Source organism: Pedobacter rhizosphaerae, from assembly GCF_900111155.1.
Classification (GTDB): domain Bacteria; phylum Bacteroidota; class Bacteroidia; order Sphingobacteriales; family Sphingobacteriaceae; genus Pedobacter; species Pedobacter rhizosphaerae.
In genome coordinates, this window is record NZ_FOGG01000028.1 from 32873 (window position 1) to 48862 (window position 15990).

At 37.6% G+C, this 15990-nt stretch carries 15 protein-coding genes; 10 read left to right on the top strand and 5 right to left on the bottom strand.

The window, feature by feature from the left end; translation table 11 throughout:
* Both BMX11_RS18345 and BMX11_RS18350 read left to right on the top strand, forming a co-directional pair.
* Positions 1-747 (top strand): LytR/AlgR family response regulator transcription factor, encoded by a 747-nt coding sequence (locus BMX11_RS18345; RefSeq protein ID WP_090886964.1) that lies wholly within the window; start codon positions 1-3, stop codon positions 745-747.
* Positions 748-831: 84 nt separating this feature from the next.
* Positions 832-2184: a PhoH family protein gene (locus BMX11_RS18350; RefSeq protein ID WP_090886966.1), complete on the top strand. Its 1353-nt coding sequence runs from the start codon at positions 832-834 to the stop codon at positions 2182-2184.
* Here the strand turns inward: BMX11_RS18350 and BMX11_RS18355 are convergent.
* Entirely contained in the window at positions 2181-3392 is a 1212-nt protein-coding gene (locus BMX11_RS18355) for a TCR/Tet family MFS transporter (protein WP_090886969.1), read from the bottom strand. The genes BMX11_RS18350 and BMX11_RS18355 overlap by 4 nt on opposite strands.
* Before the next feature lie 181 nt (positions 3393-3573).
* Between BMX11_RS18355 and gyrA the strand changes: the two genes are divergently transcribed.
* From gyrA to BMX11_RS18375, 4 genes are all read left to right on the top strand, one after another.
* Positions 3574-6150 carry a DNA gyrase subunit A gene (gene gyrA, locus BMX11_RS18360; RefSeq protein ID WP_090886972.1) on the top strand — a complete coding sequence of 859 codons (2577 nt, stop codon included), beginning with the start codon at positions 3574-3576 and terminating at the stop codon, positions 6148-6150.
* A gap of 30 nt (positions 6151-6180) precedes the next feature.
* Positions 6181-7269 carry a tetratricopeptide repeat protein gene (locus BMX11_RS18365; protein ID WP_090886975.1) on the top strand — a complete coding sequence of 363 codons (1089 nt, stop codon included), beginning with the start codon at positions 6181-6183 and terminating at the stop codon, positions 7267-7269.
* A 104-nt stretch (positions 7270-7373) separates the two neighbouring features.
* Positions 7374-8519: a tetratricopeptide repeat protein gene (locus BMX11_RS18370; RefSeq protein ID WP_090886978.1), complete on the top strand. Its 1146-nt coding sequence runs from the start codon at positions 7374-7376 to the stop codon at positions 8517-8519.
* Positions 8520-8640: 121 nt separating this feature from the next.
* Positions 8641-9327: a GNAT family N-acetyltransferase gene (locus tag BMX11_RS18375; RefSeq protein WP_090886981.1), complete on the top strand. Its 687-nt coding sequence runs from the start codon at positions 8641-8643 to the stop codon at positions 9325-9327.
* 173 nt (positions 9328-9500) lie between these two features.
* On the opposite strand, the gene hemF is transcribed toward BMX11_RS18375, so the two are convergent.
* Together hemF and BMX11_RS18385 are read right to left on the bottom strand one after the other, a co-directional pair.
* Complete coding sequence (gene hemF, locus BMX11_RS18380; RefSeq protein WP_394332680.1) at positions 9501-10415, bottom strand: oxygen-dependent coproporphyrinogen oxidase; 915 nt, start codon at positions 10413-10415, stop codon at positions 9501-9503.
* A 197-nt stretch (positions 10416-10612) separates the two neighbouring features.
* Entirely contained in the window at positions 10613-11845 is a 1233-nt protein-coding gene (locus tag BMX11_RS18385; protein ID WP_090886984.1) for an MFS transporter, read from the bottom strand.
* Between the two features lie 88 nt (positions 11846-11933).
* Here BMX11_RS18385 and BMX11_RS24400 point away from each other — a divergent pair, with 88 nt between their 5' ends.
* Entirely contained in the window at positions 11934-12242 is a 309-nt protein-coding gene (locus BMX11_RS24400) for a hypothetical protein (protein WP_175474613.1), read from the top strand.
* A 17-nt stretch (positions 12243-12259) separates the two neighbouring features.
* Here the strand turns inward: BMX11_RS24400 and BMX11_RS18395 are convergent, their stop codons facing one another.
* On the bottom strand, positions 12260-12568 hold the full coding sequence (locus BMX11_RS18395; protein WP_090886987.1) for a phosphoribosylpyrophosphate synthetase: 309 nt from the start codon (positions 12566-12568) through the stop codon (positions 12260-12262).
* Between the two features lie 81 nt (positions 12569-12649).
* Here BMX11_RS18395 and BMX11_RS18400 point away from each other — a divergent pair, with 81 nt between their 5' ends.
* The 3 genes from BMX11_RS18400 to BMX11_RS18410 all read left to right on the top strand — a co-directional run bounded on the left by BMX11_RS18400 (position 12650) and on the right by BMX11_RS18410 (position 14454).
* Positions 12650-13135 carry a PaaI family thioesterase gene (locus BMX11_RS18400; RefSeq protein ID WP_090886990.1) on the top strand — a complete coding sequence of 162 codons (486 nt, stop codon included), beginning with the start codon at positions 12650-12652 and terminating at the stop codon, positions 13133-13135.
* A 9-nt stretch (positions 13136-13144) separates the two neighbouring features.
* Positions 13145-13780, top strand: a complete 636-nt coding sequence (locus BMX11_RS18405) for an AlbA family DNA-binding domain-containing protein (protein ID WP_090886993.1) — start codon at positions 13145-13147, stop codon at positions 13778-13780.
* Between the two features lie 83 nt (positions 13781-13863).
* The gene (locus tag BMX11_RS18410) at positions 13864-14454 is read left to right on the top strand and encodes an MATE family efflux transporter (protein ID WP_245738710.1); all 591 of its coding nucleotides are present in this window, start codon (positions 13864-13866) and stop codon (positions 14452-14454) included.
* Positions 14455-14489: 35 nt separating this feature from the next.
* On the opposite strand, the gene BMX11_RS18415 is transcribed toward BMX11_RS18410, so the two are convergent.
* Positions 14490-15962 (bottom strand): glycoside hydrolase family 130 protein, encoded by a 1473-nt coding sequence (locus BMX11_RS18415; protein ID WP_090886996.1) that lies wholly within the window; start codon positions 15960-15962, stop codon positions 14490-14492.
* Between the last annotated feature and the right edge of the window lie 28 nt (positions 15963-15990).

The following is a 15990-nucleotide window of genomic DNA, read 5'->3' on the forward strand; positions in this document are numbered from 1 at the left end:
ATGAGGGCAGTTTTAATAGATGACGAAATTTCTAATTTAGAAAACCTGAAAAATTTGCTAATGAAGCACTGTCCACAGGTAAGTATAATCGCAACAGCGCAGGACATAGGAGAGGGGGTTGATGTGGTGAAGAAATATTTGCCGGATTTAGTGTTTTTGGATATTCAAATGGGTGAACAAACAGGCTTTGATGTACTAAAATTACTTCCAACACGTAATTTCGAGGTGATATTTGTTACCGCCTATGATCATTATGGAATACAGGCTGTAAAATTTGCGGCATTAGATTATCTTTTAAAACCTGTAGATATTGAAGAATTGATAACTGCAGTGGATAAAGCCGAACATAAACTGGCCAAACAAAAGCAAACTTCGCAGCTCGACTTTTTACTTCAACAACTAAAAAAGCCAGAAACGAATGAAGCTAAAATTGCCCTGCAGATGCAAAGCGAAATAAGATACGTTGCTTTATCAGAAATTATACGCTGCGAAGCTGACAATACCTATACCCATTTCTTTCTTTCTGGCAATGAAAAAATACTGGTTTCTAAGTCACTTAAAGGATATGCAGATTTGCTGCGCCCCAATGGATTTTTAAGAACGCACCAAAGTCATTTAGTAAATCCTAAATACGTAAAAAGCTGGTTAAAGGAAGACGGTGGAATACTGCTCTTATTGTCTGGAGAAAAGATACCCATTTCTAAGCCCAACAAGGATGCTGTAAGACAGGCCTTGCAGCAGATATAAATAAACGGATTAGGTTTCATGCAAGCGTTTTTTCGATTTCACTTTGCCATTCTCCTTTTGGATAATAAATCTTAAATTTACTTTATGGCCAAAACAGGTAAATCAGTCTCCAGTCCTTCAAAAAAGATATTCGTTTTAGATACCTCTGTAATTTTATATGATCATGATGCGGTTAATAATTTCAAGGAGCATGATGTTGCCATTCCCATTCAGGTACTAGAAGAATTGGATAATTTTAAAAGCGGAAATGATACCCGTAATTTTGAAGCCAGGAGTTTTATCCGCTTAATAGACCAAACTTCAAACCAGAAATTAATTAGCGACTGGACAGCTTTAAATCGCAGTAATGCGGGCATGTTTAAAGTAGTTTTAAATGAAAAGCCAACTAAGGTAGATGCAGAAGAGGTTTACGGAAAAGGAAAAACCGACCATAAAATCTTAAATGCTGCATTGAGCTTAAAAGAGGAAAATACCGATAAAAAAGTCGTGCTGGTATCAAAAGACATCTGCTTGCGCCTTAAAGCAAAAGCCCTGGATCTTTATGCAGAAGATTACGAAACAGGCAAGATTAAGAATGTTGATGAGCTTTATGCCGGAAAGACAGAAATTGCTAATTTTCCTGAAGCGGTAATAGACCAGCTTAAGCACGAAAAAAAGCTAGATGCCAGCGAACTTGAGCTTCCACCTAAAAGTGGCAATCACTTTTATGTACTCAAAAATAAAAGGAAAACAGCCAATGCTTTCTTCAACTATAGCCATAAAACGCTTTCAACCGTTTCTACCGATGCTATTTTCAAGATCAAGCCCAAGAATATTGAACAGGCCTTTGCCATTCATGCCTTGCTTGATCCGCATATTAAGCTAGTAAGCATACAGGGAAATGCGGGTACGGGAAAAACACTGTTAGCTTTGGCTAGTGCCCTGGAGCAACGTAAAAATTTCAGGCAAATTTATGTTACCCGGCCAATTGTTTCATTGAGCAATAAGGATATTGGCTTTCTCCCTGGCGATGCAAAATCGAAGATAGACCCCTTTATGGCTCCAATTTGGGATAACCTGAGATTTATTAAAGAACAATTTAACGATGATGAAAAAATGCTGGCGAAAATTGATGAACTGATCAGTTCTGAAAAGATTGCCATTGCACCACTGGCATTTATCAGAGGAAGAACGTTAACCAAAATCTTCTTTATTATTGATGAAGCGCAAAACTTAACACCACATGAAGTAAAGACCATAATCTCCAGAGCTGGCGAACATACCAAAATTGTTTTTACCGGCGACATTTACCAAATTGACACGCCTTACCTCGATTCGGAAAGCAATGGTTTATCTTACCTCATAGAAAATGCTAAAAACCATCCGCTTTATGCGCACATTACCTTGCAAAAAGGAGAGCGTAGTGAATTGGCTAACTTAGCTAACGAGTTGCTTTAATGGTGCTTAATTAAGGCTCTAATGGTAATAAATAATCCGATAAGGGTTAAAACGGCACTAAAAATAAAGGGCGCGCCTGGGAAATAAAGTGGTGTTCCGCTTTGTATAAAATAAACAAAGATATGGCTGGCTACCCAAGGACCAATTATGGCTGCTAAACTTTGCAGACCGGTAATGATACCCTGAATTTCACCCTGTGCATTTTCTGGTACCTGATTCGAGATAATACTTTGCATGGCCGGGTTCCCGATTCCTGCTAAACAGTAGGGAATAATGAAAATCATCATCATTACGCCATTTGATGCAAAAGCAAAACAGGTAAAGCCAATAATATAAAGGCCTAAACCGAGATAAATTGCCTTCTTGTTTCCAATTTTCGGAACAATGACCCGGATTAGTCCACCCTGTACAATCGCCACCATTAAACCCACAATCCCTAAAGAATAACCAATCATGGTAGAGTCCCACTTAAACTTTTCGATTACATAATAAGACCAGTTAGATTGTACCGAGTGACTGGCAATGTACAGCAGGAGCAGGGTAAAGAGCAAACCAACAATTGCCGGATACTTGGAAGCATTTAAAAACGAACCAACCGGATTGGCCCTTTTCCAGGAGAAGTTTCTTCTTTTCTCTTTAGCCAGAGATTCGGGTAAAATAAAGTAGCCATAAAGCCAGTTCACTAAGGCTAGCCCGGCCGAAATCATAAAGGGAACCCTTAAGCCGAAGTTACTAAAAATACCGCCAATTACCGGTCCGAGGATAAAACCTACACCAAATGCAGCACCTACCAGACCAAAGTTCTGTGCTTTTTTCTCCGGTTCAGAAACATCAGCGATATAGGCCATGGCCGTACTAAAGCTTGCGCCGGTTATACCTGCTACAATACGCCCAATAAAGAGCCAGAAGATGGTTGGTGCAAAGGATAGAAAGATATAGTCGATCCCCAATCCGAACAGGGAAAAAAGTAAAATTGGCCTTCTGCCGTATTGGTCGCTTAAGCCTCCCATTATTGGAGAAAATATAAATTGAGCTAATGCAAAGGCCACCATTAAATATCCGCCGTAATCTGCCGCTACACTTACCGATCCACCGGTAAATTCTTGTATCAGCTTAGGAAGCACCGGTATAATGATTCCGAAACCGGTAAAATCGATCAGCATGGTAACCATAATAAAGCCCATTGCCGATTTGGAGTTTTTAGCCATTTCTTAAATATTGGAGGATGTAAAAATAATTATTTACAAGATAGTTTTAGCCCTTTTTTGTAAGTCTATTATTACCTTAAAACTTTTCCACAATGCCTTAATTCGGCATATTTTTGCTAAATTCGCAAGGTTATAACAATACCTATTTTTAAAATCGTTTTTGATAACGAGAACATAATTTATGGCAGAAGATTTAGAAAATCAACAAAACGACAAAATCATTCCTATTAACATTGAGGAGCAGATGAAATCGGCCTACATTGACTATTCAATGTCGGTAATCGTATCCAGAGCTTTGCCTGATGTACGTGATGGATTAAAACCGGTACACCGCCGTGTACTATATGGTATGCTTGATCTTGGTGTTACCAGCACTAAACCACATAAAAAATCAGCCCGTATTGTAGGGGAGGTTTTGGGTAAATATCACCCACACGGTGACTCATCAGTATATTTCACCATGGTTCGTATGGCTCAGGATTGGAGCTTACGTTATCCGATGGTAGATGGACAAGGAAACTTTGGCCACATTGATGGTGACTCTCCAGCTGCGATGCGTTATACGGAAGCACGTTTCTCTAAGATAGCAGAAGAAATGCTGGCCGATATCAATAAAGATACCGTTGATTTCCAGCTTAACTTTGATGATACGCTTCAGGAGCCGACTGTTTTACCATCAAAAATCCCTAATCTTTTGGTGAACGGATCATCTGGTATTGCGGTAGGTATGGCGACCAATATGGCACCACACAACTTAACCGAAGCCATTGATGCAACCATTAACTATATCGACAATAGAGATATCACTATTGAAGAATTAATGAAATTCATTAAAGCACCGGATTTTCCTACCGGTGGTATAATTTATGGTTATAATGGCGTAAAAGATGCTTTCGAAACTGGTCGCGGACGTATTATGATGCGTGCAAGAGCGGAGATTGAAACCATTAAAGACCGCGAAGTAATCATTGTATCAGAAATCCCTTACCAGGTAAATAAAGCCCAAATGATTGAGCGTACAGCTGAATTGGTGGGTGAGAAAAAGCTTGAGGGTATTTCTAACATCAAGGATGAATCGAATAAAGATGGTATCCGTATCGTTTATGAAATAAAACGTGATGCGAATGCGGCTGTAGTTTTAAATAACCTATACAAACATACCGCTTTACAAACTTCCTTTAGCGTAAACAATATTGCCTTAGTAAAGGGACGTCCGCAATTATTAAATCTTAAGGATTTGATTGTACACTTTGTGGATCACCGTCATGATGTAGTTATTCGCCGTACCCGCTTTGAATTAGCAGAAGCTGAAAAGAGAGCACACATTTTAGAGGGTTATTTAATTGCTTTAGATCACCTGGACGAGGTTATTAAATTAATCCGCGCTTCTGAAACTCCAGAAGAGGCACGCCTCGGCTTGATGGAGAAGTTCGGTTTGAGCGATCTTCAGGCACGTGCCATCCTGGATATGACGCTTCGTCGTTTAACAGGACTAGAGCGTGACAAGATTAAAGAAGAATATGCTGAATTGATGAAGACCATCGATTACTTAAGATCTGTATTGGCCGATGAAGGTTTGCGTATGCAAATCATCAAAGATGAATTGACAGAAACCCGTCAGAAATTTGGCGATGAGCGTAAAACAACCATTGTTCACTCTGCAGAAGATATGAGCATGGAAGATTTCATCGTTGATGAGGAAGTGGTGATCACCATCTCTCATGAAGGTTATGTAAAACGTACTCCGGCAACAGAATTTAAAGCACAGGGAAGAGGTGGAAAAGGCTCTAAAGGAAGTACATCAAGAAATGAAGACTTTATCGAGCATATGCTTGTGGCTTCAAATCACAACTACATGTTATTCTTTACCGAAGCAGGAAGATGTTTCTGGTTGAGGGTTTATGAAATACCAGAAGGCTCGAGAACAAGTAAGGGAAGAGCGATTCAAAATATCATCAATATTCCTAAAGAAGAGAAAATCAAGGCTTACATCAAGGTTAAGAACTTGAAAGACCAGGAATATCTGGAGAATAATTTCATCATCATGTGTACTAAAAAAGGTACTATTAAGAAAACTTCTCTTGAGGCTTATTCTCGTCCACGTGTAAACGGTATCAATGCCATTAACATTAATGATGGAGATCAGCTATTAGAAGCTTGCTTAACTACTGGTGAAAGCGAAATTGTAATGGCATTGCGTTCAGGTCGTGCCATCCGCTTTAACGAGAAAACAGTTAGGCCAATGGGAAGAACTGCCACAGGTGTTCGTGGTGTTACTTTGGCTCATGAGCAAGATGAAGTTATTGGTATGATTGCTATTAACAGTCCGGAATCTACAGTATTGGTTGTATCTGAAAAAGGATATGGCAAACGTACTGATATTGAGGATTATCGCGTAACCAACAGGGGCGGTAAAGGGGTTAAAACCATTAATGTAACCGACAAAACAGGACAATTAGTTTCTATTAAAGACGTTACCGATAATGAAGATTTAATGATCATCAATCGCTCTGGTATTGTAATTAGAATTGCAGTTGCAGACTTAAGAGTAATGGGACGTGCTACACAAGGTGTTCGTTTAATTACCTTCAAAGGCGATGATGAAATTGCATCAGTAACCAAAATTGATCACGAAGATGAGGAAGAAGAAGTAACAGATGGCGTGATTGTTGATGGGGAAGAAGCATCAGAAAATTCTGCACCTGCTGATTCAGAAGGGGAAGAACAGTCTGATAACAATTCAGAAGAGGATAATTAATAAAAATTAAGAACAACACAATAAATAATTATGAAAAGAGTATTTCTTTGTATATTCTTAGCAGGTGTAACCAGTTTTGCATTTGCTCAAAAAAGCGAAGTTGCTGAAGCAAAAAAAGCTTGGGGAGTTTTTCAATTTACTTCTCAGGGTGCTACAACTCCGTTAGCTAAAAAGCTCGAATCTTTAAAAACAGGTTTGGCCCACACAGATAAGGCTATTGCTGATGAAAAATCTAAAGTAATGCCTGAAGCATGGTCTTACAGAGCTTTAATGGCTTCAACCATTGCAGTTTTAGATACTGCCGATTTGGCTAACGCCGATGCAAACATTAAAATTGCAAGAGAAGCGGTTGTGGAAGCTAAAAAAGTAGACACTAAGAATGCAGAGAAAGAAAATATCGCCAGTGCAGAAGTGAACATCGCTAATGCAGTAAGAAATGGTGGCGTTATTGCTTACAACAAGAAAGACTACAAAACTGCATTCGCTAAATTTGTTCAGGCTACAGAAATTAATCCAGCAGATACTTCAATGTATTTAAATGCTGGTATTGCAGCCAGAAATATTGATGATTATGAGAATACAGCTAAAATGTTTAAAAAGGTAATTGACCTGAATTCTCCTCAATCTAAAGATTTATATTCTGAATTAATCGGTATTAAATTAAGCAAACAAAAAGATACTACTGCTGGCCTGGCTTTAATTAAAGAGGCTTTAGTTAAATTCCCAGACAATACAGACTGGATCAAAACTGAAACTCAAATTTATATCGACAGGGGAGATGCTGCTAAATCGGAGCAAATGCTTAATGCTTTAGCTGTAAAAGAGCCAAACAACGCAAGTTACCAGGTATTATTGGGAAATATTTATTTCTCTCAAGCTTTGAAACTTCAAAATGATCGCAATAAAATCGATTCAAAAAAAGTTAAAGAGTTTAATGAAGTAACTACCAAAATGAATGGTTTGTTAGATAAATCTCTTCCTTTCTATAAAAAGGCTTTAGATATTGATCCAAAAAATTCAGGTGCATTAGAAACATTGAAAACGATCTACGCATTTAGAAATGACACTAAAAACTACGACGAAATTAAAAAACGTTTAGACGCTTTGCCTAAACAATAAGATTTCAAGTTTTAAAAAAAGAGTCCCGAATTTATCGGGACTCTTTTTTTTTGTTTATTTTTACGGTATTGATAAATTTTATACATCAGATTCGATCTTATCCTATGCAGAATTGTTTCAAGTTTACATCCTTAGCCCTTATTTTCCTCTCGTTATCCGCTTCGGCCCAAAAAAGCCAAATTCTTATTGCCAGAAATGCAGTTGGGAAATTACAAGCTTCTATAGCAAATAAGGAAGATGATAAGAAGCAACTAGCCATTATTGCCGAAGGCTTGAAATCTACCGAATCTGCTGAAAAAGACAATAAAACTAAAAAATGGGCAGAAACCTGGTCAATAAAATCATATTTATCCTCTTATGCTTCAATTATTGAAACAGACAAAGCCAGCTCTGATAAATACTATGATATGGCTGTTGATGCTGTTAAACAGGCAAAAAGCCTTGATAAGTATGACGATAATGCCGGTTTAATTAAGGCCACTAACTACAATATTTTGCTTAAAAAGCAGGATAAAGGAAATGAAGCGTACTTTAATAACGATTTTAAAGATGCTTACACGAACCTGAAAGAGGTGAGTGATAATTTTCCAGCAGACACTGCATTAGCCTTAAATACAGCTATTTGCGCCTTAAATATTCAGTCTTACGACGAGTCATTAAACTATTTCAAAAGAGCTAAAGATAACGGAATCCGAAATGCATCCGTTTTTCAGAAAATGGCTCAAATGTATGCTGTTAAATCTGATTACGAAACGGCGATTAGAACTCTTGAGGATGGATTAGTTTTGAATCCGTTTAATCACTTTTTAACCAACGACTATATCAATCTTTTGCTGGATACAGAAAATTACGATAAAGCGCAGAGTTTATTAGAAGGAAATTTGAAGGTTGAGAAAGGAAATAAACTTTTATATTTTCTTTACGGCTATTTACAGCAGGCAAGAGGAAATAATTCTACGGCAATACTCGCTTACGATAAAGCTTTAGCTACGGATCAGAATTATTTCGATGCTTTATATCAACTGGGATTAGCTTACGTAAATACAGCCAACGAAACATTAAAGAAATCTGACGCAGATAAATTAGCCAAGTACAATTCTTTAATTAACCGTGCGCAATTCTCCTTACAGCGTGCGAATGAAATTAATCCGAACGATCGTAAAACCATTCAGTTGTTGGTAGATATTTATTCGAGAAAGAAAGCAACGGATAAGGTACAGGAGCTACAACGAAGAATTCAGGAGTTTTAATTTAGAATAGAAATGTAATGCATGGGATAGGTGTTAAAACAATCAACTTAACATAATATTAATTATAAGACAAATTTATTATGTTTGAATAATTCGTAATTTAGCAGTTTAACAACAACCAATGCAGCACATTCTAGATAATCCGATTTACAACTCCTTAGCAACAACACATCAACATTACGCTAAAGGAAATGACAAGGTAAAATTCTATATGGAAGATGTTACTGCATTTGCCGGGTTAAAAAAATACAACAAAGAAAATTTTGAAAACTTACACGAGATTTCTCCGGCAGATTCATTGTTTGTGATCTTTACCTTGGGTCAGGTTGAAATCCCTGCCAACTGGAAAATTACCATGACAATTGATATGTTTCAAATGGTTTATGAAGCTTCTGGAAATTCTGACCAGGGAAAATCCGACGAAGTATTAACTGACCTGCATGAATCGCATATCCCAGAGATGACTGATTTAGTTAACCTGACTAAGCCAGGGCCATTTTTAGCCAGAACTATTGAATTAGGTAATTATACAGGTATTTTTAAAGGTGATCAATTGGTTTCCATGGCCGGACACCGCATAAGTCCATATCCGTATATTGAAATCAGCGCAGTTTGTACGCATCCTGATCATCTTGGGAATGGATATTCCTACCAAATCCTGAGCAAACTGGTTAATGGTATTTTAGCGCAATCTCAAACGCCATTTTTACATGTTAGAAATGACAATATCGCTGCAATAAAATTGTATGAAAAACTCGGATTTCGTGTAAGAACCGACATGTTTGCTACCGTTTTTAAAAAGGCTTAAGACCATTTCCCCTCCTACCCGCTTTAATAAATCAAACTCTTGAAGTAATGAAAATGCATCGGAAATTACCGCATTCCTGAACCTACCCGTCTGGCTCATCAATTTGTAAATGAATTTAGAACAGGGAAGTTGCAGCCGGGTTTTCATCAGGCCATTCCACTCCTAACCTTATTTTAAACCCAGTTAATACCTTTTTTAAGGAACTGTAATGTTTTATGCTCGTCAGTCCCTTCTTCGGGATGAATGTTATACCCCCAATTTGCCTGTGGAGGCAAGCTCATGAGTATAGATTCGATTCTGCCATTTGTTTCGAGTCCAAACTTAGTTCCTGAATCGTAAACCAAATTAAATTCAACATAACGGCTTCGACGTTGGTATTGCCATTCTTTTTGAAGCGCTGAAAATTCTTTGTCTCGATTACGATCAATTAATTCCGTATAAATAGGTAAAAATGTTTCGCCTACATTGATAGAAAAGTCTAATATTTCTGTCCAGGATAAATTGGTATTTTCAGGCTTTAACCGGTCATAAAATATTCCGCCAATGCCACGCGTTTCTTCCCGGTGCTTGATGTAAAAGTAATCGTCGGCATGTGCTTTAAATTTCGTGTAAAATTCTGCACTGAAATCATCGCAGGCCTGTTTAAGTTTATGATGAAAAAATCTTGCGTCATTTTCAAATACATAATGAGGCGTTAAATCAATACCGCCACCAAACCATCGCGTATTTTCATTGAGCTCAAAATATCGGATATTCATGTGAATAATCGGCACCAAGGGATGATTTGGATGAATAACAATGGAAACACCTGTTGCAAAAAAATCATCTTCGGTTACGTTAAAGGCTTTTTTAACTGCTTCAGGCAGCTTTCCGTGTACCGCAGAAAAGTTAACGCCACCTTTTTCTATAATAGCACCGTTTTGCATGATGCGGGTACGTCCGCCACCACCACCTTCCCGATTCCAAATCTCTTCTTCAAACTTTCCTTTACCATCAGCAATTTCTAATCCACGGCAAATCTCGTCTTGTATTTGCTGATAACGTTGGGCAACCTCTTCTTTGAACATGATCTTCTCTTCTATTTCCATACAAATTTAAGGCTATTCAGTTAGTTGCGTTTAATTATGTTCATATAGTACATTTTTTTGACATTGGCGGCTTAACGTTTGGCTAACTTTCCATAAAATGGAACAATTTCAATATAGAAATCACATCTAAAAGTCCTTCTATTAACCTGAAATGAGAAAAAAGACTTTTAAATTACCAAATATTTCAATTTTAAGCTTTATTTTTCAAGATAATCCAGGTCTTTGTTAAAACTTTCTTTCAAAGAGAGAACCGAAATAATGGCAATAATGGTTACTATCGCCATTACGATAAAAGCTGCAGAAACGATATCGAACCGGTGTACAAAAAATTCGAAAACTACGGTTATTGGAATTAAAGCCCCACGTACAAAATTAGGTGCTGTTGTGGTCACTGTAGATCGGATATTGGTTCCGAACTGCTCTGCTGCAATAGTTACAAAGGTTGCCCAATAACCTACCGCAAAGCCCATAAATAAGCAAATCCAAATAAAGCGGCCTTCGGTTAAGCCTTGGCTAGTGAGATATACAATTACTGTGATAACCGAGAGGGATTGAAAAATAAGCACTGTTTTTCTGCGGGATCTGAGCACCTGAGCCAGAAAACCGCATACCACATCGCCAATGGCAATACCAAAATAAGTATACATAATACCGCTTCCGGCATTTAAAACATCTTTTGCGCCCAATGCCTTACCAATTTCCGGAGATTGGGTAACGAGGATACCTACAATAAACCATAATGGTAATCCAAGGCAAATACAAGCCAGATACTTTAAGAAGCGTTTACGATCTGAAAAAAGCATGAAGAAATTACCTTTGGAAACCTTTTCGGCATCTACCACGTTTTTAAACATGCCAGATTCAAAGGTTCCTACACGTAAGAGCAGTAGCAACAATCCCATACCTCCGCCTACAAAATAAGATGTTTGCCAGGTGTAATGTTTCCCAATGGTTGCTGCTGCAGCCGCGCCTAAAAGGCCAATTCCAGCCACTACCATGGTTCCATAACCTCTTTTTTCTTTATCCATGGTTTCTGTAACCAGCGTTATACCTGCGCCTAACTCTCCAGCAAGCCCGATACCGGCTATAAAGCGAATCAAGGCATAACTATGTACGTCTGTTACAAACCCATTGGCAATGTTGGCTAACGAATACATCAGAATGGATCCGAACAACACTTTAATCCGACCAAATTTGTCGCCAATAATCCCCCAGAGTACACCGCCCAGCAATAAGCCAAACATCTGCATATTAATCACATACTCACCGTCTGTACGCATCTTTTCTGGCGATATCCCTATATCCGTGAAACTCTTTAATCTCACTACAGAAAACAGAACAAGGTCATAAATATCAACGAAATAGCCTAAGGCTGCAACAATAACCAGGAAGATTACATTTCGTTTGTTGGATGGATTGTCCGCTTTCATTTGAATTATTTGGTTTAGCTGCTGAAATTACAAATTAGCCTAAACAAAAAAAATAAAATGAAATAAAAAAAGCCACCCTTGGTTAAGAGTGGCTTATGCTGCCTACATTGGAGGCATTTTTTTTGTAGTATCAGGTGGTAACTTGGTGGTGTCTGGCGGAGTTGTGGTTTTTGTCGTATCTAATGGCGCCGTAGTAGAATCCACCTTTGTACTGTCTGATGAACCAGCCATGTTTTTAGATGAATTGCATGCTGATGTGGCTATCATCAGAGAACCAGCAAAAGCAAGACTTAAGATTATTTTTTTCATAGTTTTTATTGTTATCTGTAATCTTAACAACCTTGTAATCATTTGGTTTTATTTTTTTATTGCAAACAGCTATAAGTTTGTGGTTTAAGGTGCTATAAACCAATGTTATTCGTGGTGTATTTTTAACTTGTCTAATAACTCCGGAGATACATTTTCTGCATAAACGCCATAACCATCAACCAATACACCCTTCATATTGCCCACGCTAGATGATATCGCATACACTACCGAGCTATCTGCCGGATCGGTCATGCCTTCAAATCTGTATACCTCATCTATTTCAAATTCTTCGGGCATCAACAACAGATCGATCTCCTTACACTCGAGCGCTTCGGGGGTTAAATTGAAATCTAAGTTGTACCCGCGACTGTCCAAATCAGCAAGAGCAACGGTTATGGTATCATAAATATGCATATTTTCTAATTTACTGAAAAATTACTAAAACATCATCTATAAAACTTTAAAAGATGGCAAATGTTTCTGATATTAGTAATTATGATCATTTCTCAAAACACCCTAAAATGGGTAATGCGCTTCTATCCCCCACTATTTTTTCAGCGCATTTGGGTGAAGAAATTCGATAATGATTTTAGAAGCTGTACCGTTAAGCTGAGTAAAAGTTTACTCAACAAAAATTACAATGGTTCTATTTTTGGAGGCACTATTTATGCCGCTACTGATCCATTTTATGCTTTGCTTTTCGATCAGTTGATGCAAAGAAGGGGCTTTAAGGTTAGGGTTTGGCTAAAAAGTGCTTCTATACAATATTTGAAGCCTGCGCGTAGCCATGTTTATTTTACCATTACCCTTACAGATGAGATGATCGCTGAAGCAGAAGAAGCCTTGAAGCAGGTGGGTAAATTTGTAAAAGCTTACCCTATGGAGATTAAAACCCAAAATGGAGAGCTTTGCGCTACTGTAATGAATGAAGTTTACATCAGGAACCTACATCAGGGTGAAACACCCCGTGTAGCCTACTAATCTAGTCATATGGCCAGTATCAAGAGTTTAATTTTACAGGGCGAGGGCGTAATGCTCGATTTTAAAAAAACCATTACCAATACAGAGAAAATCGCTAAAAGCCTGGTCGCCTTTGCTAATAACAAAGGCGGAAAATTATTAATTGGTGTAGCTGATGATGGTTCGATTAAGGGGGTAAAATCAGAAGAAGAGGAAAAATATATGATCCTTACAGCAGCACATCAATACTGTAAACCTGCCATTGAACCTTCTTTTGAAGAAATTTATGTTGATGACAGGTTGGTTTTGGTGGTAAACATCCCTGAAAGTGATACCAAGCCACATTATGCATTAGATGAGCATAAAAAATGGTGGGCCTACATTAGAATAGATGATAAAAGCGTTTTAGCCAGTAAAATCATTGTAGATGTTTTAAAACAAGACTACCTGGATAAGGGGGTATTGATATCCTATTCTGATAATGAAAAAAAACTTTTAGAATACCTGGAAACGAACGAAAGAATCACGCTGAAGGAATTTAGTAAGCTACTGAGGTGTTCTTACCGTAAAGCACAGAAAATATTGGTTAACCTCATTTTAACCAATGTGATAAAAATCCATACGACAGAAAAAGAAGAATACTTTACGGCGATAAGGCCACATTAATTTTAGTTTTATTACAAGCCGCAAACATTAACTTTTGGTTAATTCTCCTTTTTCAAGTATAAAAACTCGATCTTTGCAGGCTTATGTTATCTACCATTTATACCAAATATAAACCCTATTATAAAGAAAATCTTCACCTGGCCTTACCTATTGTAGGTTCTCAGTTAGGTCATACACTGGTACATATGGCCGACAGTGTAATTGTTGGACATTTTACCGATACCGTGCAACTGGCTGCTGTTTCACTCGTGAATAGTATTTTTATGCTCATCCTGGTAATTGGCTTGGGTATATCATACGGCTTAACTCCGCTTATTGCGCAGGAAAATGGTAGGCAAAATTATGATGAATGCGGCAAGTTACTTTCTAATAGCCTGATAATTAATATCCTTATAGGTGTTTTATTGTATATCGCTGTTCATTTTGGGGTGTTAACATTGATTGATCATCTGGACCAAACACCAGAGGTTGTACGCTATGCGAAGCCCTATCTTAATCTTTTATCTATTTCAATTATACCTTTATTGATATTTCAAGGTTATTTGCTTGGCTTTCATTTCGGACTGGGGGTAAATGGCATTTGGTACGGTTTAACTCTTGGCCTGTTAACTGCTTCTATCCTATTATTTTTCCGATTTCAGAATAAAACGAGAGCGTTAAATATAGGATTATAAGGTGTTATTTTAGAATATACAAAAGTGATATCTACTTAATCTTCATTGTTTTCCAGGAGTTTCTTTAACAAAAGGTCCAGGTTGACAGTTGCAAATGAAGAACTGTAATCTGAAAGACCATAAGGAATAATCAATTCTCCATTGCTGATGATTGAGCCACAAGAGTATACTACATTAGGTACATAGCCTTCCCGCTCATCGTTATTAGGGATAATTAATGGCTCCTTTAAATGACCTATTTCTTTACAAGGATCTTCCAGATCCAGCAAGACAACGCCTATGCAGTATCTCCTCATTGGACCTACGCCATGTGTGATCACCAGCCAGCCTTTTTCTGTTTCTATTGGTGATCCGCAATTACCGATTTGAACCAGTTCCCAATCATAACGTGGTTGCTTAAGTAGGATCGGATTTTCCCAAATATTAACCTTATCAGAAAACATCAGGTAGTTATTCCAGCCATCAATCCTACTCATCATGACATATTTTCCCTTTATCTTTCTTGGAAATAAGGCTAAGTTTTTATTTTGTGCTCCATCACCATACAGGGGAATAACTTTAAACTCGTAAAAATCTTCTGTTTGTACGAGTTTAGGAATAATTAACGAGCCATCAAATGCTGTATACGTTGCATAATAAACAGCTTTTCCATCTTCTCTGATAAATTTTACAAACCGGGCATCCTCAATCCCCTTGCGTTCAAATTCAGAAATTGGAAAAATAACCCGATCAGAAATATCTGTATCCTTTGAGAAACTGATAGTATGATAAGTATCTGATAACCATAATACTTTGTCGTACTCAATTAAACGTTCATGATTGTCTTTGTATAAGGTTTTCGAATCCTTTATAATGTTACTTAAGCTGGTGTATTCGAATCGTTCATCTAATTTGCTTTCAATTTCTTCGAGTACAGCCGGGTCTATTTGTGCATATGCTGCCTTTTTAAGGAATAACTTTTTAATGTAAATGGCATTCTTAACTACTTCTGCTTCATCTACATAATTTCCTACAGGCAATACCTGAATATTATTTTTTGCGTCTATTAATGCACGTCTGAAAACAATGGAAGAAATATGTCCCTCACCAACCGCACGAAAACTGATGATAACTCTTTTCTCGCCCTCCACTAAATCCGTTTGATCGGGATCATCAACAATACTGGGATTAAAGAAAGCAGCAGATTCTATAGAATATTCGTGTGTAAAATAAGCTCCGATCAGCAACCTCGTGTAAGGCTCAAGATCTTCATAATCGGTGCCTAATGTTAAAAACTGCTTTTTTAACTTTTTGCAATGCCTGTTGAGTATTTTAGTGATGTTGCGATGCCGTTTGGAGTACTCCTGCAGAATTGGAGAGATTAATGAAAATACCTTATCGTCTGAAAATTCAAGTACTTTCCTAATCACTTCTAAGGCTCTTGCTTCTCCATTGAAGAAAAAACGTGCGATAACCCTTTTGGTATCAGGATTTACTTTTACAGGTTTACGTTCTATGTATAGTCTCATTTTGTAAGGTGTTTTGTAGATGTATATA